Source organism: Paenibacillus xylanexedens (assembly GCF_007680605.1).
In the GTDB taxonomy this organism is placed as follows: domain Bacteria; phylum Bacillota; class Bacilli; order Paenibacillales; family Paenibacillaceae; genus Paenibacillus; species Paenibacillus xylanexedens_B.
On sequence record NZ_VEIO01000007.1, the window covers coordinates 80,477 to 100,944 of the forward strand.

Consider the following 20,468-nt stretch of genomic DNA (forward strand, 5'->3'; position numbering starts at 1 on the left):
GAAGAAGACAAGTAGATCCGGAAAAGCCCTTTAGAGAACTGCCGCCTGGTGCGAGGCAGCGGAGATCCGAATCAAAAAATCACCTCTGAGCAAGCTCTCGAAATAATAGTAGATGGGCCCGGGATTCTACCGTTACAAAGAAGCATCGTTGTTGGGTAAGGAATACCCGTTGATAACGCCTCCGAAGCTATTTAGCGAAATTATCTTACTGATTACTTTGGTGGCATTTCATTTATGTTAAGGTTTGATGGAAATTCACCAAGCGGGTATAGAATCTTGACTACGGTACATCGCAGCACAATTTACGCCGATAGACCCGATACGGAGAACCGTACCACAAGTAGGGTGAAAAATTGGACATGAGAATAAATAAGGAGGGCTCTTAAACTCTTTTTAGCTTATGTGCCTCAAGGACTTGTATAGGTGAGGAAATCCCTTTTTATGCTACTGAAAGTAGGTCTTACAAATGTATGCTAATGATTTTAATAGAGAAATTGTAATAAATAAAGAATCGCAGGTAATTGAGTTTATTCGAAATCGTCCAGCATTTAATGCCAATCAGTTTATTTTTACCTTTGAAGGAAGTGGTGCCCCTCAATTATGTGCTTTTGTTCGGGATGATTATTGTGTGTTGTACTTTTTAGATGCTGAACAAAAGGGAACTTTTGCTTCTTACGGTGATGACAATATTAGGGACGAAACGGTTACCTTTTACGAGGATGTTCATGGCGCAGAAGTAGTTTTAGCAAGTACAATGGTTATTACAGTTAAACAAATGACTGATGCGTGCACAGAATTTTTCAAGACGAAAACTCGTCCAACATGTATTAAATGGATGGAATTGTAGTTTATTAGTATATCGTTTTGATTTAGATTCAGCTAGGTTCCAGCCCAAAGGATATAAAGTACTACTTCATAGTCGCTACTAACAACAAGTCTATACTTTTTAACGTCACAAGTACCATCTACTGAAACGTTACTACTATTGTTTGCTTAAGATATGTTCTAATCCTCAGTCACTAGTACCGAATTTAAGTTTCACATATTCATTCGTTCCAATAAGCCCAAATTCCTCAATTAAAGAATTCCGAGTGACTAAGAAGGGAAGTTCATCTTTAAACTCATTTTTGATAGCATTCTCAACATAGGCTTCTGTAACTTTATCATATGTTTTCGTTGCTCCAATGAGCAATGTAGCCACTTCCATAACAATCCTAAAGATATTAGTGGACGAACTTCATTCTGAGATCAGAAACGATCTGAACCTCTTTGAAGTAAGAGGCTATCCCAAATACAATTAGAGTGTTGTTTCAAGCAAAGCCTTATTTCCTGATTATCGAAATATAGGCTCCGCACAAAAAAGATCCAGTCACCCAAAGTGACTGGACCCTCAATAACAATCTAAATCTCAAACTTAACATTACCCTTCTCGCTTAACTCAAACGGACCTGGCGTGACATCTGCATCGGGTCTTTTTGTGCCGAAAAAGTCGGAGTCCAAGCGATATGGAGTGCTGTCGGGTTCCTCATACTTCATATCGGCGTGATACGTTTTTCCAAGCAGGTCGGTGGTAATCACCATCGCAGATGTGCCCCAAAGCAATTCGGGCTCATTGATCTGCACCTGCACCTTACCCAGCCCAGGATCAATCTCAATGTTTATGCCCTCCTGTGAATGTATCTTCGCACTTGATTCGTGATGACTTGGAACCGCATGATTGAGATATACATTGCCACCCATAGCTACCGGAAGAACGGCGTTGCCGATAAAGAAATCCTTCGCGGCATCGCCAAGCTCCATAAGCTCTTCTTTGGTGTATTCCCACCACTTTTTATCTTTCACATTCGGGTGTTTGTCGTAGCCACCAAGTCCGACAGCATGCAGATAACAAATGGAATCGTCCGGAACCCCATCCATGACCGTCTTCCCGTTCTCTCCAACGGCATCCCTTGGTTTGAGGGGAAGATGTTCAAAAAAGGTGATGGGAACAGGTTCCTTATTGGCATCAGCGTCGTTATCACCTAAAAAGATATTGTTGTAGTACCTGTCGTCGCCCCCCGTGATATTGGAGTATCCCGCCATGGCCGTCTCGTGAGGGAAGTGATATGGCGTAATCCGGGTAATTTCGGAACGAACGACAAATCGACCTGCGAATAAATTATGGGCAAACGCTCCGCCCTGGGCCATATTTCTGAAATTCATGGGTGAGAGAAATAGATTGTGATCGACCATATATGGACCGTGGCATACCTCAACAAAGAGGTCTTCTGAAATGTTGTCAAAAAATACATTACGACTAATCCGGGTGCCCTGTGCCTGCCAGTCAAGCCAAAGCGCACGGTAACAGCTATAGATGATATTTTCGTTAATTTGGGTATCTAGTGCAGCATGCAGTTTAATTCCCGCGACTTCGGCACCGTGTCTGAGCCGTTTGTGATGAATGTTATAAATCCGGTTCTGGTAAATGTGGCTGAAAGCTACTCCCATATGACCCACAATACCTGCCTGCTCACAATCATGAATTACATTACCTCGCACGATGTGACTGCCGACTCGATCCTTATGCCAGCCGGAACGTAATGCGCGTAAAATAACCTCCTGCTCCCGTTGAGTCCCGCCTTTACTACGCTTTTCCAAAGCGTTGGTGTGACCTGTACCCATTTCGGTGCCCAGGCTAATACCAACGCATTTGGATTCACTGATTATATTATTTTCAATAATCCAGCCCTTGCTCCAGTGGGGTCCGATCAAACCTTCCTGGTAGTCCGTAGGCGGTGCCCATTGAGGCGAAGCTTGACGTAATGTGAACCCACTCACGGTGATATAGTTCAATCCTGGCTTCTCAGGCCAGAAGCAATAAGGACGCACATTGATTTCTACATTTTCATTACGAGGATCTTTTCCGCCAAAATTAGCCCAGATCTTCGTCGTGGTAGAACCGACTGCGGCATACCATTTTAATAGTGAATCCTCGGGATATTTCGCTTCGGGCCAAACCTCCGGATTGTGAACGCTTTCAACACTAGGGCATTCATACAATGATTTTCCATCCAAATATACATCGCCAAGATGAACCGGGAAGGGCCCGTCGAACAACCAATCTCCACTAAGCTCCACTTCAAAGGGATTACGAACGGAAAAGATGGAATTTAGCACTTCGGTGCTCCAAACGTTCTCTCCTTCGGACTTCCAGTCGGTAACCCGCTCAGCTCCTGTAATCACGACTTCGCCGTCTCCTGCGGAACGGTACACGATTCGATGCTCGGCTGTTCCTCCATTCGCCGGGTTAACCCATTCCCTGTATACTCCCGCATGAACAATAACGGTATCACCAGCCATGGCATGAGCCGCAGCGCGTGATATGGTACGAAGGGGTTGATCTGCGGTTCCTTTTCCTTGATCATTCCCATGTATGGATACATGATATTCCATAACAGCTCTCCTTCTATTTCAAAATGTTTGTTGGTTTCCACTATTATACTAGTAAATAAATGTAATGGGATATACAGGAAGATGGATGTTTTATGAACAGGTACTCTGGTGACATTGACCTCATGGAGATGACCCAGAAGAAATAAAGAAGCCACTCCATTTTCTGAAGTGGCTTTTTACTCGGCTATTATTTTGCATTCGTCTATTCATATGGTGAACAGCAGCTATCTTATCTTCTACCTAGTGTCTCCCAAATACCATGGAGCCAGGAGTCGAACTCAGCATCCTTGTCGCCCTCGTAAGTATCATAGAGATCCAGACGTGTCTTTTGCAGTTTTTCCTTGAATGCCTCGAATGTGTGACCTTCGGGAAGGCTTTTTTTGATCCGTAGCAAAATTTTGTTCGTACCTTTAAACAGCTCGCCTTTGTTTTTGGCAGGCATTTGTACATCTTCACCCAACTGTTTGAGCTTGAGGTATGCAGCTTCGCGCACTTGAAACACTTGATCATTTTTCAAAACATTCTGCAGTAACTTAATGGTAGGTTCTGTGTCCCAGTTCCCCAATTCGTTCACCGCGTTCAGTCTGTCTCTCCAGCTTGAAGTCCGATTAGCCGCTCGTTTGAGCTCTTCAAAGTTCTCTGGTAGTCCGTTAACTGCTTCAATATCATGGTTGTTCGTCAAAATTCAATCTCCTTAATCATCGCCGTCTCGGCAAATGATGAATGTTATTTACGTGATCCCTATTATAGCACGAACCTGACTAAACTACTCCTATGAAGCCGATTGGTTAGTCGTAGCGTTTACCATATACACCCAACCAATCAGTCCACATAAGACAAAACCAAATGCGTGTAGAGCTCCGTAAATAGGAATAAAGTCGAGAATGGTTAAGGAGTACCTATTTTTCAGTAACGGATAGAAGATGGAGATGACAACAACCGTGTAAAAGGCTAGACAAGAAAGGCCTAGGAAGAAGGATGCCTGCATATTCAAAGCGTTTTTCCTCAAGTAAGCCAGGAGATAAGCGGTATAAACGACAATATTACAGGCGAATAAAGCAACACCGATGTATTCGATCGGCTTGGAGAAAATCATCCCAAAAGCAATCAATAGCGGTCCGATGATATCGATGGCAACCACCCAGGGATACCAGCTTTTTTTCGTCATAATCCGTCCCAGTGCACCAATGAAAATCGGAACGATCGCAGATGAGAAATGAAAGTGAACCGAGCTTAAGGCATGCGTAGTAACATTGGCATTGAAGAGCTCCACTTGATATTGATATAACGTAAACCATATGCCCCCGATAAAAAAGTAAACAAGTCCCGCGCCAATCGCGATTTCCGCTGCTTTTCCTTTAGCCATCACAATCGTGGTCAAGCCATAACTACCAAGTAGTAGTGTGAACAATAGCCAACCCAGGGAGAGCATGCCTGGTATTACCGTACCTTCGAAACCCCACATCTTATTGCTCATGACGGAAAATAGGGTAAGAAGCGCGGCCGGATATTGAAGCCACTTCATAAGAACGAACATTATTCGTTGCTGTTTATTCTGTGCATCATATCTCAAAAGTAAAATGACAAGAGGAACAATGACGAAAGCCGCAAACAGTATGAATTTCTCAACAAGCTGGAATTGGAAGTAATTCAAATAAAATATAAGAATCGTCATGATTCCACCGGGAATCACAGGCAATAATAATGACTTCATTGGTTGCTTCAGAGCACGCTTCATGGCAGTTCCTTTCTACCTATATTTGTTGTATAAACGGCCTACATTCGGGTATGTAGCATTCATTAGAATAGATGAGCAATGCTCGTTTAAGTTTAACACATTTGATTTTCAAAATATGGCCTAGCATATAAAACGAGAACCTCTAGATACCATGGTCGACCTTATCACCACAAGTCACAGCAATTTCTCTAAAAATCCTGTGAAATTGGAAAAATGTTGTTCTTGGATTTCTTTCCCGAAGTACTGCTGATTCTGAGATCGTGGTATCTTATATTCGTCAAAAGAATTAAACGCTTCAACGAAAAGGGGAGATTCCCGTCGAACAGCAATATTTGAATACGATCGCGATCGAATTTAAGAACAACCAGAAGGTGCTGAATGCCATCGGAGACGAGACTCGGCAGGCGATCTTGATGGCTTTGATTCAAGGACCGCAGAAAACGGGCATGCGTGTGGGTGAGATCAGAGTGCAAACACACCTCTCCCGGCCTGCTGTATCACATCACCTGAAAATACTGAAAGAAGCGCAGATTATCAGCGTTCACAAAGAAGGAACTCGTAACTTTTATCGGCTGGACGCCGGAAGCAAGCTGAAGTCGTTGAAAAACTTGGCGAGCGAGATTGATAAGCTATTTGAACAATGTGAGGAGCCAGCCACGGAATCACGATCCCGAACCAATGAAAGGGACGATCTTTGATGAAACGTACAATGCAAGCAGCAAACGGAGTCGATATTCCGCAACTCGGATTCGGCCTATACAAGATCAAGCAAGGGGAGTCTTTCGAGAGAACGGTTGAGGAAGCTATTCGAGCCGGGTATCGCCATTTTGATACAGCAAAAATTTACGGTAATGAAGCAGCGCTAGGCCGAGTCATTCAAAAAAGTGACATTCCTCGGGAAGAGTTCTTCATCACCTCGAAAGCATGGACAACGGATCTCGGATATCATGCGACGAAAAAGACATTTGAGCGAACTTGCCAAAGACTAAACGTAACGTATCTCGATATGTATTTAATTCATTTTGCCGGTGCCCATTATGTGGATGCCTGGAGAGCGATGGAAGAGTTATACGACGAAGGCCGGATCAAAGTCATAGGCGTGGCTAATTTCGAGATCGAGCATTTGGAGCACCTTAAGAAACATGCCCGGATCTTGCCGATGGTGAATCAGATCGAGACACACCCGGAATTCCAACAACGTGAGTTGCATGATTATATGGTGAAAAATCAGATTCTGCACGAGGCCTGGGGCCCGTTAGGTCAGGGGAGCAAAGAATTGCTGGAGCACCCGGAACTGCTCGCAATTGCTAATAAACACCGAAAATCGGTGGCACAAGTCATTTTGCGCTGGCATCTGGAGCGGGGCATTATTGCGATCCCGAAATCATCAAATCCTGAGCGGATAAAAGAGAACAGTGAACTATTCGACTTTGAGTTGAGTGCAGAGGAAATGGAACATATTCGCCGCTTGGACAGGGGGAAAAGGTACTCCGTGAGCCCGACAGGTCTTATGGTCCATCCGATTTACATCCACTTTATGAAGCTATTCAGTCGTCCATAATAACGCATAACGAAAGAGCCATCCGATAAAGGATGGCCCTAAACGTGCTGTTACAGACAGTGCGGAGAAATGTACCACAAGTAAACACAAAGTCATCGTTAACTGAACCCTCTAGTAACAATTGAACGTTTTGGGAGCTGGTTTACTGGTTCATTTTAAGCAGTGATCTGACAAAGCCAAACTTTGGTTCGTGCCTAGAAATACAAATCAATTGTACTTACCCTCAATCGGTGTTACGCTGAGAATCGACAACTGCAGGCTTATTCAAACTTACGTTTTGCAACAACCCCACACAATAATTACACTATTTTAGATACCAAGAAAGGTAACACCATGATCAAAGCCCAAAACTTATCTTTTTCTTTTCCACAGAAAGAACTTTATAAAGACATTTCCTTTACCCTCGAAGAGGGCCAACACTGCGCTTTTATCGGCACAAGCGGTAGTGGCAAGAGTACGTTGATTGAAATCCTGATGGACCCGGAAAGACATTTGTTCGAGGGGAAGCTGGAGATCGATCCGGATTGCACCATCGGGTATATGAGTCAGTTCTCACAGGTAGACCGAGCGACTGAAATGACGGTTTTTGAATATATCGCAGAAGAGTTTATTAAGCTTCAGGATGAGATTTCAGCGATTTATGCGGAAATGGCCAACACATCGGATATGGATTCACTAATGGAAAAAGTGCAATTTTCTTTGGACGCACTGGAGGCTATGGGCGGAGATGATTATGAAAACACCATTCATAAACAGCTAAACCTGGCCAACCTCATGAAGCTGAAGGATGCGAGCCTATCGTCCTTAAGCGGTGGTGAATTCAAGCTTATTCAAGTCATGAAGGAAATGCTCCGCAATCCGGATCTGATGATCATGGATGAGCCGGATGTATTTCTAGACTTCGAAAACCTCAATGCGCTTAAAAAATTGATTAATTCCCATAAAGGCATGTTACTGGTCGTTACGCATAACCGCTATCTGTTGAATCATTGTTTCAACAAAATCATCCACCTTGAGAACATGGAGCTTCAGGAGTTCGACGGACGATATATCGAGTACAATTTCTCCTTGCTTCAGACGAAGATTGAACTGCAGGAAATCGCAGTTGCTGAAGCGGAAGAGATCGAAAGATACGATGGTGTCATCGAAAATCTCAGAGCCATCGCAACGATTAATTCGGAAGCTTCCAGAGGAAGAGCGTTAAAAGCGAGAGTGAAATTTCAAGAACGGTTGGAAGCGCGTAGAATCAAAGCACCGTTTGTCGACATCAAGCAGCCGAATATTCGGTTTGACCTGGATCATCAAGTCGAAGACAGCATCGTGATCAAGGTTGATAACTATAGCGTTTCCTTTGATGAGCTAGTTCTGCAAGATGTGAGCTTTGAGATCAAATCGACAGATAAAGTGGCTATTATCGGACCCAATGGTACCGGAAAAACGACGTTGCTTCGGGATATTTTCAAAAACAATCAGCCATTCATCGAAATCAATGAGGCTCTCAACGTGGCTTATTTATCACAGCTTCAAGGCGAAACGCTCAAAGATTCAAATACGATCCTTCATGAATTCATTGATGCGGGGTTTGAGACGTATGATGAGATCCGAGCCTACCTTGTGAACTACGGCTTTGAAGGCGAAATCCTGGGTCAAAGGATCGAATCGCTGTCCGGCGGAGAAAAAAACATGCTTCAACTGGCTAAAGCTGCCGGGGTGCAAGCTGACCTGTTGCTTCTTGACGAGCCGACAAGCCACCTGGATATCTATTCGCAGATCGCCCTGGAGAAAGCCATTGAAGAATATCAAGGCGCGATCCTCATGGTTTCGCATGATTTCTATTCGGTCGTTAACGGCATGGATTATGTACTTATCATTGAGAACAAGACGATCAGAAAAATGAGCATGCGCAAGTTCAGACAGATGATTTACGCCAGCCATTTCAATAAAGACTATTTGCAAAATGAACAAAATAAAAAGGCCGTTGAAATGCAGATTGAATTGGCTTTGAAAAATACAGATTTTGAACGCGCAAAAGGCTTGATCGATGAGCTGGAAGGCATCATTAAGCAACTATAATCATCAATGCTGGCACTCCACTTTATAAATCCACTACCCGACGAGGTTGTGGATTTTTTGCTTGTTGAGGGCTTTTTGGTATTGCTAAAAGCTATGACCAGTCATGCTTTTTTCATATTACAGGTAATCATTTTGAGCATGCTATACTCAGGAAACTAAAAGTTAGAAGGAGATTTTTCTATGATACCATTTCGTAACGATCATGTTGGAAGCTTCCTACGTCCTGCGAACTTGAGTCAGGCACGTGAACAATATAAAGCTGGCACAATTACATATGGGGAACTAAGAGATGTCGAGGATCAAGAGATTATCCGATTGATCGAGAAACAAAAAGAAAATGGCGTATTCGCTATTACGGATGGTGAGTTCCGCAGAAGCTGGTGGCATTTTGATTTTCTGGGCGGCTTGGATGGCGTAGAGTTGTATGAAGAGATTGATGGACCTAAATTCCATAACATGCAGACTCGCAAGGGCGGAATTCGGGTGGTAGGCAAAGTCGATTTCTCTACGCATCCCTTTGTGGAGCACTTTAAATATGTGAAAAAACATGCAGGTGACGCCGTTGCAAAACAAACCATTCCAAGTCCGAATATGCTTCTCTATCGATTGGAAAACGGCGCCAACAGCTATACGGATCGGGAGCAATTTCTTCAGGATACGATTGCGGCCTATCAAAAAGCCATTCAAGCCTTTTATGATGCAGGATGTCGTTATCTGCAATTAGATGATACCGCTTGGGCAGACCTATTCTCAGAGGCTGGTCATGATAAACTGCGTGCTAAAGGTTTGGAGCCGGCAGTAGAGTTGAAAACGATGCAGCGCATGATTAATGAAACTTTGGCTCATAAACCGGCCGATTTAGTTGTGACGATGCATATTTGTCGGGGGAACTATAAATCCAATTATTTCTCAACAGGTGGTTACGATTATGCTTCTGAAGTTATTTTTGGAGGCTTAAATGTAGATGGGTTATTTTTAGAATTTGACGATGAGCGCTCAGGTAGTTTCGAGCCATTAAAATATGTGAATCGAACAGATTTGAAAATCGTGCTTGGTTTAATCACATCGAAAACCGGTGAGTTGGAAAATAAAGAACAGATTAAAGCCCGGATCGCAAAAGCGGCAACCTACGTACCTCTGGAACAGCTTTGCTTGAGCCCACAATGCGGCTTTTCTTCCACCGAGGAAGGCAACATTCTAACGGAAGAGCAACAATGGCGTAAACTTCGTTACGTTAAGGAAATTGCAGAGGAAGTATGGAATTAACGGAGGGATTTCATATGACAATTCAAGCAGATCAAGAGACAGTTACAGTTGAAGCCTTCATTAACGGTCAACATGTAAAATCCCTTTCGCAGTTAGCAAAAGAGAATCCGGCTAATCCAGCTGAAATCGTAGGTTATTTCCCTGTCACGACCAAAGAACAAGCGGTCATCGCCATTGAAGCGGCGGCAGGAGTTTTTAAAACATGGAAGCAGACCTCCATTGACGAACGCATTACTCGGATGCGCAAGGCGATAGAGAAAATTAGAGCAGCGGAGCATGACATTGTGCAATTGCTGTCTAGAGAGCATGGTAAGCCGCTGTATGATGCACATGGTGAGATGTTTGTTTCGCTGATGTGGATGGAATATGCTTGTAATGAAGCAACATCCGTTCTGGCAGAAGAGATCCACGAGCATGACCATGGTAAAACGATTGTATCCTATGATCCGATCGGTGTGGTAGCAGCGATTAGTCCATGGAATTATCCGATTGCTCTGTCTACAATCAAGATCGCTCCAGCTTTACTTGCGGGCAATACGATCGTGCTTAAACCAAGTCCATATGCACCACTGGCGGCGGCGAAGGTGGCAGAGATCATTGCGAGTGAGTTCCCGGCAGGTGTAATCAATGTTGTATACGGTGATGCGGATGTGGGCGTTGAACTGACGAGTCATCCTCTTGTGACGAAAATCGCCTTTACAGGCGGAACCGCAACAGCGAAGCATATTATCAAAGCCGCTTCCGATACGATTAAAGATATGACGCTGGAGCTTGGCGGGAATGACGCGGCGATCTTCTTGGAAAGCTTTGATGTTCATGATGAGCGAGCCATGCGCCGGATTGTCATCTCTAACTTCTTGACGACAGGCCAAATCTGCATGATTGCCAAACGCGTATATGTACACCGTTCGATTTATAATGAATTTGTGGAAAAATATATAGAGGCGGCCAATCACTGGATTCGAATTGGTGATCCTTTTGATCCAAACACGACGGTGGGGCCCGTTAATAACCTGAAGCAGAGAGAGTACGTGCATGGTTTGGTTGAAGATGCGCAGAAGCGCGGGGCCAAGGTCATCCCTCTCGGCCAAATCCTCGATCCAAAGCGGTTTGAACAAGGCTACTACCTGCAACCTACACTTGTTTTGGATTGCGATGTTCATGATCCGATTGTCGTGGAGGAACAGTTTGGCCCGACGGTTCCGGTTCTGCCATTTGACAATGAAGAGCAGGTTATTAAACTGCACAATGAGAGCATATATGGACTTACGAGTTCTGTGTGGGGAAAAGAAGAGGATGCCATCTCTTTGGCACGTCAACTCGAAGCTGGAACAACCATGATCAATACAGCAGCTGTGCAGGGGCTTGATGTTCGGTTCCCTTTTGGTGGCTTCAAGCAATCGGGTATTGGCCGTGAATACGGCGCAGAGGGTATTCTCACATATACGGAAAAACATGTGATCAACGTTCCGAAGATGCTGGATCTTCCGTATATACCTGAATAGATTTTAATCGAATAACACATCACATCGACAGTATGCAGGAAATAAATAGGATGTGAAATTAGAATTAAACATGGAATGTAGGCCTCAATTTGCGCTTTGTTTACTGATTGTTAAATCAGTAGACAGGGCGTTTTTTTTGCTTCCATATAAGATTCGTGATCCATATTATCGCTAAAATGTAGCACTTATTTAATGGAGGCAACTCAGTACAAATCATCTCTAAAGGGCAAATATGCGGGTGGTCAGAATTTGGTTAGACCTCTAATTTATAATGGTCAGGTATGCCATATAAATTAGATGAGATTGTTCATCAATGTCCTGTTGTAAGGAGAAGAGCGGGTAAGGGGAGAGAAAAAGTTTCCGGGTACCGCCCAAAATTTTAGAAATGGAGGAGATTCTCGTATTGAAGCAAAGACGCAATGTAGGTAAACCGTTATTGTCGTTATTTTTGGCAATTATGCTTGTTATGCAGACAGTGATGTTCTCCACTGCTGCATATGCAGAGAGTGTACCTAACGATACTGAAGTAGGAGCGGTTAGCGAGCCCAATTCTCCAATTGTGGACGAACCATCCGAGGAAACGGTTAGTGAGCCCGACTCACCGATTGTGGATGAATCGTCCTCAGGATCGGAGGAAGTACAAGATGTACCCAACAATTCCATAATGAGGGCAGCAGCAGTCCCAATGGACAAAACAGCAGTATTTATGGAGTCTAATGTATCCTTCCCACTGGAGTTGAAGCAAGGGAATGTGGTTATTGACCTGAACGGTATTATTCAGGGGCGTAAACCATTTACGCTCAAATCGGAAGGGCTCAAGGTACCCGTCAATGGGGATGACGCCAATCCAACGGATGCAGATCCTGAGAAATACATTCAAAAGGGTGACTGGATTGAGCTGAAAAGGGAGGATTACTTCAAGGAAGTCGTGCTTCCGACAGCAACGAGACCCCTGTATGCACAGACTGACTCAGGCACCAAACAGCTGGGTACGACCTATTTCACTCCAAATAGCATTCGAGTTGTCTTCGATGGTGATGATAACTTCTTCAATGGGGTAGGACGAGGTATTACTTTCAGTTTCGAAACGACAGCTGATGCAGATGTAACGGGATTGAATTATGGCGATAAAAAGCCTGTTAACATCTTCGGTAGCACATATGAGCTAGAGAATCCAAACGTTACAGCAGAGTATGGTATCACGTTAACCTCGCCTGGAATGATCAGGTGGGATCAGTATAGTTATCGTGGAATTCAACCGGCTCAATTTGTTGAAGGCGCGATTACTTGGCAGTCAACCGTATCCGCATCTGACCAGTTTGATAAAACGATCAAATTGCCATTAGACGGGAAGACATTTTATACCAATCCGTCAGCGTATAATACAAACCCTGGAAATTCACGCGGTATTTATGTGGAGGGTTCCTTCAAAGTTAACGATCAGAACGTATCGCCAGTCGTTGGAGCAGACGGATCGCTGACTTACATTTTCCCATCAGGAACAGGTCCAGAGCCAAAAGTAGAATATAAAACCTGGATCTCTAAGGAATCGTATTATTACGAGTATCGGAATCCGCCAAGCAATCTGGGGCGTAGCCACCGGGATATGAATGGTAAGGTGGAACTGAGACAAGACAATAGCATGCTGGTGCAGGCTGGGCTGGAGATGTCCTTTGCTCCCGACTGGATTCAATCCAGTGCCTCTTACGACCATGCGAGTGAAACCATTACTTGGAAAGTCACAGTTAACCAATATAATAAAAGAGGGTTAAAGGACTTTACGATTACTAACGTTTTACCTGCCGGGCTGAACTTTGTATCGGCTGAATGGCAAGAGGATGGCACCGAATCTGGATTAACATCCATTACACCAGATGAAAACGGTGTGTATTCTTTTGGCAATATTAACGGTAAAGTGGATTTATTTATTAAAAGCAAAGTAATCAGCGGTTCCAGTTTCAGAATCGATCCTCGTGCCAACTGGAATCTGGATACACCGGCTGATATACAGAATAACGATGTGAAGGCGGGTACGAGACCCGCAGCAGTAACGGACGAGGCCACCGTCAACATTGGTGCGCATAATTTCACCAAATCAGGAGCTGTTTCTACAGAGGATTATAACCAAGGCAGCATCACATGGACGGTTAACCTTGCTCCACAATATGCTCTGCCAAATGCGGCGGTATATGATGTCCTCGTACATGGCGGTAATTTGGACGTCTTGGACAACGCCGTAGATGTAACTGGTGAAGTGAGTGCAGAAACCATTGCGAAGATCAAAGCAAATGTAACTTCCGCGCAGCTTTGGAAGCAGTATAAGGCAGGAACGCTGAATACGAGTGCAGCCAATCTGACAACGAAGGCGATCCCTTTAACGGTGGATGGTAAAGTGGTGGCAGATTTGATCAAGGTGACTGGATATACGGATAGTTCCGCGTCCTTCAGCTTCCGTGCACTGGAGACCAACCCGGACGTCCTTTTTAGACAGGACATCAACGCAGGGAAAACAAGTTCGAATCGTGCTTTGCTCATTGATGGTGAAAACGTAAGACAAGCGCAAAACAACGCCAATCTTCACCTTCGTATGCTGAATAAGGATTTGCTCTTTGCATCGAGGCCATTGAAAGAAGATGGCACACTTGAAAATGTTAGCCCTAATAACGTTAACAGTTACATTCGAAACGATAGTAATGATGCATGGACGATTTCTGCTTATGACCGGACAACCAAGACAGTCACCTTCCGTCTAGGCGTAAACATGCCTGGATATAACACAGAAGAAATGGCTAAAGATGGCGGTAATCGAGTCGTTAGCAACATCAAGCTAGTGGACACACTGCCTGTGGGCTGGGAGTTTGTTCCTTTTTCGGAAGGTAAAGATTATGAACTCTGGAAAGGATTATCCGACAATGGTGCAGGTACAGAATTCGGTACGAGAAACGATGCCAAAACCGTTATTGAACCAGGCACGGATGCTCATGTCGTAAGCTCCTTCACCCATAACGGCAACGTAGGAACGTTCACTTTCTCTAAATTGGAAAGTCCTTATGTTATCTTGGTGAAGGCAAGACCTTCCAACGAAGCTTTAGAGGAATATTTGAACGAATACACGACGAATGGCACGGACAAGCAAGTGGTATATAACAAAGCTGACCTCCATATGTCTTGGGGTGGTGTAGAAAAGACTGTCTCTGAACAGCGTAAGATTATCGTACCGATCCAGACTCTGGGCAAGTCGGTAACTAAACCTGTTCCAGGTGTGCTGGAATGGACAGTAAACTATACTCCGCCATTTAACATGAAGCAGGGCGTTTATCTGGAGGACACCCTGGGTGCAGGCATGAACTTACGTTACGAAGTTAACGGCAACCTTGTGCTGACATCACCTAGTATGGCCGTCTATCCTGCTAAGCTAACAGCCAGTGGTACGCTGGAACGAGGCGAAGCCCTCGACCTGAGCGATCCTAATAGCGAAGTACAAGTAGAGGTTGCACCAGGTGCAGATGGGACTACCGTTCTCAAATTCAAAATGAACAATCCGAATAAGTTTTACCAGTTTGTATACCAGACTGAAGTTGATCCTTCGAAAGCGAAAGCCGGAGACAAGATGGGCAACGAGGTAAAACTGAAGGGCGATGACAGTCTGAGTACTGTCAGTGCCAGAAGTGAAAGTACACTGGACAGTTCGGACGTAGCAGGTAGTTCAAGCTCCAATGCTTTGTTACCTCTGCGAAAAGTAGATCCGAATGGAAATCCGCTGAAAGACGTAGAATTTACACTCTATAAAAAAGACACTGGAACTACAGTTACCAAAGGGAAGACGGATAGTTTAGGTAAACTCAATCTGCTATTCCCTGACCCGGGCTACTATGAGCTGAAGGAGACGTATATTGACACAAATACTTGGTTGCCTACGACAAGGATTTATCAAGTATATGTAGGAAGTACGCCGGGGAAACCGCTCTGGGTAGACGGGGTAAAAGTAACCTCGGATCAACCGCTGATTGTGCCTACACCTGCCCAAGGCAAGCTGACCATTACCAATAAGGTAGAAGGCAACGGCAGTGATCCGAACAAAGGATTTGTATACACTGTGACCTTCACCGGTGAAGGTCAGGACGAAGCGTATGTCTATAAGAAATCGGATAATACGTCTGGAACGCTCAAAAATGGAGACAAGATCATCCTCAAGCATGGGGAATCTGTAGTTCTTCCGGCTTTGCCTGCGAATCTGGTCTATACCGTGACCGAGGACGATTATACGACCGTTGATGGGTATACAACGACACCTGATACCAGAGAGCTGTCCGGCTCCATTGTGAACAAAGGTGATCATAAAGCGGACTTCATCAACGAACGAATCATTAACAAGCTGACCATTAGTAATACGGTCATGGGCAACGGTGGCGATAAGACGAAGGAGTTCGAGTACACCATTCACTTTGAAGAAACAGGCAAAGATGAAAGCTACTCTTACATGAAGTCGGATAATAGTACAGGCACGATCAAGTCTGGCGACACCTTCCGCCTCAAGGACGGAGAGACACTGGATATTTCAGGCCTGCCTAAACATCTGAGATACACAGTTAGCCAAAAAGATTACACAACCGATGAATACATGACTACTCCTGAGGAACGGTATTATTCCGAAGTGATGAAAGGCATGGATGAAGAAGCTCCATTCACGAACGTGCGCGTCTTGAAGGGCGGACTACTCATCAGCAACACAGTGAAAGGCAAAGAAGAAGATAAGAGCAAGCTGTTTAAGTACACAGTCACCTTCACAGGTGAGGGATCAGAGGAGTCCTACGCCTATGAGAAGTCAGATGGTAGCAAGGGCACGATCAAGAACGGCGATAGCTTCGAGCTTACCGATGGCCAGACACTTGTCGTGCAAGGCCTGCCTTCATCTCTCGAATATACGGTAACGCAGGACGATTATACGAAAGATGGTTATGTGACAGACCCTGAACGTTTTGTTCGCACGGGTGTGATTCCGGAGAAAAAAGCGGCTGAAGCTAAATTTATAAATACTCGCCCTTATCTGGAAGGTGTACTGCGTGACAACAATACGGGAGAAGTCATTCCGAACGCATCCATCACAGTGACTGATCTGAAGACAGGCGAAGAGCTTCAGATTGAGACCAATGAGAAGGGTGAATATGCAGTCCCAGCCGTAGCTGATACGGACTACACGATCACATATACGAAGTTGTACCGGGTAGGCGGGAGAGATGTACCTGTTAAGTTTACGCAAAAAGCAAATGTAAACAGCAGTGTTACAGACGAGACCATTCCAGCGGATATCACGGCTGTAGGTATCATTATGCTCAAACAAATGGACGGAACAACAGAGCTATTTAACAGCTTGCATACCAGCCATATGTATATCTACCTGAAAGATAGAGACGGTAATTATATTACGGAAAATGGCCACCCTAAGGCTTTTCCAATGGCTTCGAACGGAACGTTCTCCGTGGAAGGGTTAAGCGAACAGAAGTACACCATGGAAGTTCGTTATCAAGTGGAGACTGGTGAGGAGTTACTCCTCAAAGTAACGCAACTCGACGTGAAAGCTAACGGAGAGCTGAATATTTCTGAGGAATTAGTCGACCCTTACGGTACGGTCTATGATGAAACTACAGGAAATGCGAGCACGGGCAAGAAAATCGAAGGAGCCAAAGTTACACTGTATTATGCGGATACACAGCGGAATAGAGATAAAGGCCGCATTCCGGGTACAAAAGTAACCCTCCCAGCGGTTCCGAATTTCCCGCCGCACGACAACAAGAGTCCAGAGCAGGATAGCGATGCCAACGGATTCTATGCGTACATGGTATTTCCTGAAGCAGATTATTATCTGGTCGTAACGAAGGATGGATACGAAACGCATACTAGCGGTACGATTTCTGTAGATTTTGACATTGTCAAATACGACGTGCCAATGAAGCCGATCCGTTCAGGTGGTGGATCCGGCGGCAACAATGGCAATAGTGGAACCGACACCGGTACTCCAGGAACCAATAATGGCAACAATGGAACCGATCCTGGTATCCCGGGAATCAACAACGGTACCCCAGGAACGAACAATGGGAACAGTGAAACCGATAATGGTATTCCAGGAACCAACAATGGTACTCCCGGAACGAACAATGGGAACAGTGGAACCGATAATGGTGTTCCAGGAACCGACAACAGTATCCCAGGAACTGACACTGGCAACAGCGGAACCAATAACGGTACTCCAGGGACAAACACTGGCAACACGGGAACCAATAATGGCAACAGTGGAGCGAGCAAGGGTGACCATGTTACGGATGACGTTAGCAACGAGTTGGACGATGCTCCGAAAACAGGAGACAACAGTATATCGCCAATGTTCTATATGATTTTGGCACTGATGTCCTTGATTACGATCGCTTTCTGTCTGCTCGGTAACAAGAAGAAAAAGCACATTTAATGACCGGAAAGGCGGTAAGAACATGAGCAAAACCAAAAAAATTCTTATCGCCATTTCCTCCCTTGTGTTGGTATTCTCTCTCATCGGTATTTCGAGAACGTTGCTGCGAGATTATGCGGAGCAACAGAAAATAGATGAGTTGGCCAGCATGTGGAAGGAAGGGTCGAATAAAAACGGAGGGGATGTAATCCCCTCTTTTTTGTTCAATAAGAATAAAAAGCGAGTCATGCTTCCTGAATTTCAAGCCCTGTACGAGCGGAACTCGGACATTGTGGGCTGGCTGAAGATTAACGGCACTCGAATTGAATATCCTGTCATGCAAAATCCACAGAATGCGGATTATTATCTGGATCATGATTTCGATAAGAAGGAAACCCAAGGTGGCCTTCCTTTTTTGGACAGGCATAGCCAGATCAGGGGTTCAGATATTTTGCTGATTCACGGACATCATATGAAGAGTGGCTGGATGTTTAAAGATCTAATGAAATACAAGAGTGAAAGCTTTTATAAACAGCACGCTACATTCGAGTTTAGCACGCTCTACGAAAAGGAAGAGTACGAGATCGTTGCTGTGATTCTATCCAAAGTGTATCGTAAATCAGATGACGTGTTTAAATATTATCAAATTGGGGATGTACAGACGTCCACCGAGTTCGATTCATATGTTCAGAATATCAAAAAACTCGCTCTTTACGACACAGGTGTAACCGCTCAGTATGGTGATAAACTTGTTGTGCTGTCCACATGTGAATATTCGACTGAAAATGGCCGGCTAGCGGTAGTTGCTAAAAAGCGTTAAGGTCGATGACCAAACACCAAATGAATGGGTTTCATCTCGCGTGCTCTCTGTAGAGGACGCGATTTTTTGCGTTATCCCCTAACTTTTAATGAAGTCGAGGAATGAGGTTAAAGGTAGGTGGATTAGAGACAGGTCTTCTTTATAATGGAGATGAGTGCTATTTACGAATAACAAGTGAATATCAGATTCCGGAGAGGGAGTTGTAAAGTGCCGATAGAGAATCAAGCGAATATTTTGACGACTAGAGTAGAGTCTGTTCTTTATTATGCCCAACCGTTCTTAAACAACGAATATAGAGCAGGCTGGATCGGCGGAAATGCGCCCGAGTTTTTCGACGACCAATCAGAACTCATCCACGAAGGTAACCAAAAGTATGCTTTTTATCTGAGCCTTAACCACCCCTTCAAACCAGAGCGCATGATCTCGATCTTTATCCCTGAAGAGCGTCATACCTATTTGGAAAATAACATCTATCCTCATTGCCCAATCAAGGTGATTGAACATCCTGTTTCAGCAGAAAGCATGCGGGATTCCTTTACTCACAAGGATCTGATAAAACACTCCATCTCATACGGAGAACGAAGCAAGGACGAAGAATCCATGGAGCAGCCCTTTTTAATTAAGGTGGGCGGTAATCCGAGACTGATTCAGGATGAAGACTATTATTTTGCAGAGCTCAAGAAAGGGGCACTATCGTTCTTTTTCCAAGTCGAAGAAGATGGTTATCCCGAAACATTGATCCGAGAGGATGGGGATTATCCATTTGGTTATGGCTCGCTTTATATTTTCGCCAAAATGGGTACTGAATTAGAACACCCTGTAGCCGGTTTCTGTCAGTTTTCTTAAGCGCGGGATCATATAACCAATAATAAAAAAATATATGAAATCCTTAACCGTCCTGTTCTCTGCAGCGGTTATTTGGGGAGAGGGGAATTAGATACCTCGTTGCTTCGTGATATGTAAATTCAGAGAATGTCTATAAACGCTACTGACATAACGTTGTCAGTGGCGTTTTTTTATAATCAGATCAGTACAGCAAGGTAGAAAGGTAAGTAACAAGATTTAGGGAGAAATAATGAAGAAAATTAGGGAGGATGATCTGTTATGAATTTTGCTTCTGTACGTATCATTACTGACGATGTAGACGGCCTGGTGGCGTTCTATGAGCACGTTCTTGGGGTTCCGGCAGAGCGCCCCGCACCTGTATTCGCAGAGCTCGTTTTACCATCATGTACACTTGCCATCGGGCACACCCAGACTACAGTATTATTTGGAGTGGATGCTACAAATGCAACCTGGGCCGTGAACCATCCGGTCATTTTGGAGTTCCGTGTTGCTGATATCGAAGCGGAATACGAGCGCCTGAAGACATACATTCATGATTGGGTGCAGCAACCAACCACAATGCCGTGGGGGAACCGCTCCATGCTCTTTCGTGATCCGGAGGGCAACATGGTAAACTTCTTTCAACCGATAACGAACGAAGCTATTCAACGATTAAGTGAGAGATATTGATCCGTAATATACGCATAAAATCAGCTCGCGTCTTGTTTACGATTTTCAATAAATCAGTAGACAGGACGTTTTTAAATCTGTATTTGGCGGAAAAAAGCAACTCATAACTACGGCAG

General features: G+C 44.4%; 14 protein-coding genes. 10 read left to right on the forward strand and 4 right to left on the reverse strand.

Annotated elements, in window-relative coordinates:
* Window positions 1-466: 466 nt before the first annotated feature.
* Window positions 467-847: an Imm1 family immunity protein gene (locus FS818_RS23005; RefSeq protein WP_145335038.1), complete on the forward strand. Its 381-nt coding sequence runs from the start codon at window positions 467-469 to the stop codon at window positions 845-847.
* Between the two features lie 165 nt (window positions 848-1,012).
* Here the strand turns inward: FS818_RS23005 and FS818_RS23010 are convergent, their stop codons facing one another.
* The 4 genes from FS818_RS23010 to FS818_RS23025 all read right to left on the reverse strand — a co-directional run bounded on the left by FS818_RS23010 (window position 1,013) and on the right by FS818_RS23025 (window position 5,146).
* The gene (locus FS818_RS23010; protein ID WP_090923557.1) at window positions 1,013-1,207 is read right to left on the reverse strand and encodes a hypothetical protein; all 195 of its coding nucleotides are present in this window, start codon (window positions 1,205-1,207) and stop codon (window positions 1,013-1,015) included.
* Between the two features lie 194 nt (window positions 1,208-1,401).
* Window positions 1,402-3,432: a right-handed parallel beta-helix repeat-containing protein gene (locus FS818_RS23015; RefSeq protein WP_145335040.1), complete on the reverse strand. Its 2,031-nt coding sequence runs from the start codon at window positions 3,430-3,432 to the stop codon at window positions 1,402-1,404.
* Between the two features lie 229 nt (window positions 3,433-3,661).
* Window positions 3,662-4,114: a HEAT repeat domain-containing protein gene (locus FS818_RS23020; protein ID WP_145335041.1), complete on the reverse strand. Its 453-nt coding sequence runs from the start codon at window positions 4,112-4,114 to the stop codon at window positions 3,662-3,664.
* A gap of 90 nt (window positions 4,115-4,204) precedes the next feature.
* Window positions 4,205-5,146 carry a YndJ family protein gene (locus tag FS818_RS23025; protein ID WP_260989950.1) on the reverse strand — a complete coding sequence of 314 codons (942 nt, stop codon included), beginning with the start codon at window positions 5,144-5,146 and terminating at the stop codon, window positions 4,205-4,207.
* 335 nt (window positions 5,147-5,481) lie between these two features.
* On the opposite strand from FS818_RS23025, the gene FS818_RS23030 reads away from it, so the two are divergent.
* The 9 genes from FS818_RS23030 (at window position 5,482) to FS818_RS23070 (ending at window position 20,352) form a co-directional block, all read left to right on the forward strand.
* Window positions 5,482-5,868: an ArsR/SmtB family transcription factor gene (locus tag FS818_RS23030; RefSeq protein WP_260984798.1), complete on the forward strand. Its 387-nt coding sequence runs from the start codon at window positions 5,482-5,484 to the stop codon at window positions 5,866-5,868.
* The gene (locus tag FS818_RS23035; protein ID WP_145335047.1) at window positions 5,868-6,731 is read left to right on the forward strand and encodes an aldo/keto reductase; all 864 of its coding nucleotides are present in this window, start codon (window positions 5,868-5,870) and stop codon (window positions 6,729-6,731) included. Before FS818_RS23030 ends, FS818_RS23035 begins: the two co-directional genes overlap by 1 nt.
* A 333-nt stretch (window positions 6,732-7,064) precedes the next feature.
* Complete coding sequence (locus tag FS818_RS23040; RefSeq protein ID WP_145335048.1) at window positions 7,065-8,804, forward strand: ABC-F family ATP-binding cassette domain-containing protein; 1,740 nt, start codon at window positions 7,065-7,067, stop codon at window positions 8,802-8,804.
* 180 nt (window positions 8,805-8,984) lie between these two features.
* Window positions 8,985-10,070 carry a 5-methyltetrahydropteroyltriglutamate--homocysteine S-methyltransferase gene (locus FS818_RS23045; protein ID WP_145335050.1) on the forward strand — a complete coding sequence of 362 codons (1,086 nt, stop codon included), beginning with the start codon at window positions 8,985-8,987 and terminating at the stop codon, window positions 10,068-10,070.
* A 14-nt stretch (window positions 10,071-10,084) separates the two neighbouring features.
* Window positions 10,085-11,575, forward strand: a complete 1,491-nt coding sequence (locus tag FS818_RS23050) for an aldehyde dehydrogenase family protein (RefSeq protein WP_145335052.1) — start codon at window positions 10,085-10,087, stop codon at window positions 11,573-11,575.
* 403 nt (window positions 11,576-11,978) lie between these two features.
* A complete protein-coding gene (locus FS818_RS23055) occupies window positions 11,979-18,038 on the forward strand; it encodes a DUF7601 domain-containing protein (protein WP_145335054.1) in 6,060 nt (2,019 codons plus the stop codon).
* 22 nt (window positions 18,039-18,060) lie between these two features.
* The gene (gene srtB, locus FS818_RS23060; RefSeq protein WP_145335056.1) at window positions 18,061-18,837 is read left to right on the forward strand and encodes a class B sortase; all 777 of its coding nucleotides are present in this window, start codon (window positions 18,061-18,063) and stop codon (window positions 18,835-18,837) included.
* A 207-nt stretch (window positions 18,838-19,044) separates the two neighbouring features.
* Window positions 19,045-19,683: a hypothetical protein gene (locus FS818_RS23065; RefSeq protein ID WP_145335058.1), complete on the forward strand. Its 639-nt coding sequence runs from the start codon at window positions 19,045-19,047 to the stop codon at window positions 19,681-19,683.
* Between the two features lie 258 nt (window positions 19,684-19,941).
* The gene (locus FS818_RS23070) at window positions 19,942-20,352 is read left to right on the forward strand and encodes a VOC family protein (protein WP_145335060.1); all 411 of its coding nucleotides are present in this window, start codon (window positions 19,942-19,944) and stop codon (window positions 20,350-20,352) included.
* Window positions 20,353-20,468: the final 116 nt, after the last annotated feature.

What these genes read in the sequence shown, in the direction of transcription:
- FS818_RS23050 (WP_145335052.1), top strand. Translation starts at nt 10,085, where the DNA reads ATGACAATTCAAGCAGATCAAGAGACAGTTACAGTTGAAGCCTTCATT.
- FS818_RS23070 (WP_145335060.1), top strand. Translation starts at nt 19,942, where the DNA reads ATGAATTTTGCTTCTGTACGTATCATTACTGACGATGTAGACGGCCTG.
- srtB (WP_145335056.1), top strand. Translation starts at nt 18,061, where the DNA reads ATGAGCAAAACCAAAAAAATTCTTATCGCCATTTCCTCCCTTGTGTTG.
- FS818_RS23045 (WP_145335050.1), top strand. Translation starts at nt 8,985, where the DNA reads ATGATACCATTTCGTAACGATCATGTTGGAAGCTTCCTACGTCCTGCG.
- FS818_RS23015 (WP_145335040.1), bottom strand. Translation starts at nt 3,432, where the DNA reads ATGGAATATCATGTATCCATACATGGGAATGATCAAGGAAAAGGAACC.
- FS818_RS23010 (WP_090923557.1), bottom strand. Translation starts at nt 1,207, where the DNA reads ATGGAAGTGGCTACATTGCTCATTGGAGCAACGAAAACATATGATAAA.
- FS818_RS23040 (WP_145335048.1), top strand. Translation starts at nt 7,065, where the DNA reads ATGATCAAAGCCCAAAACTTATCTTTTTCTTTTCCACAGAAAGAACTT.
- FS818_RS23025 (WP_260989950.1), bottom strand. Translation starts at nt 5,146, where the DNA reads ATGAAGTCATTATTATTGCCTGTGATTCCCGGTGGAATCATGACGATT.
- FS818_RS23035 (WP_145335047.1), top strand. Translation starts at nt 5,868, where the DNA reads ATGAAACGTACAATGCAAGCAGCAAACGGAGTCGATATTCCGCAACTC.
- FS818_RS23005 (WP_145335038.1), top strand. Translation starts at nt 467, where the DNA reads ATGTATGCTAATGATTTTAATAGAGAAATTGTAATAAATAAAGAATCG.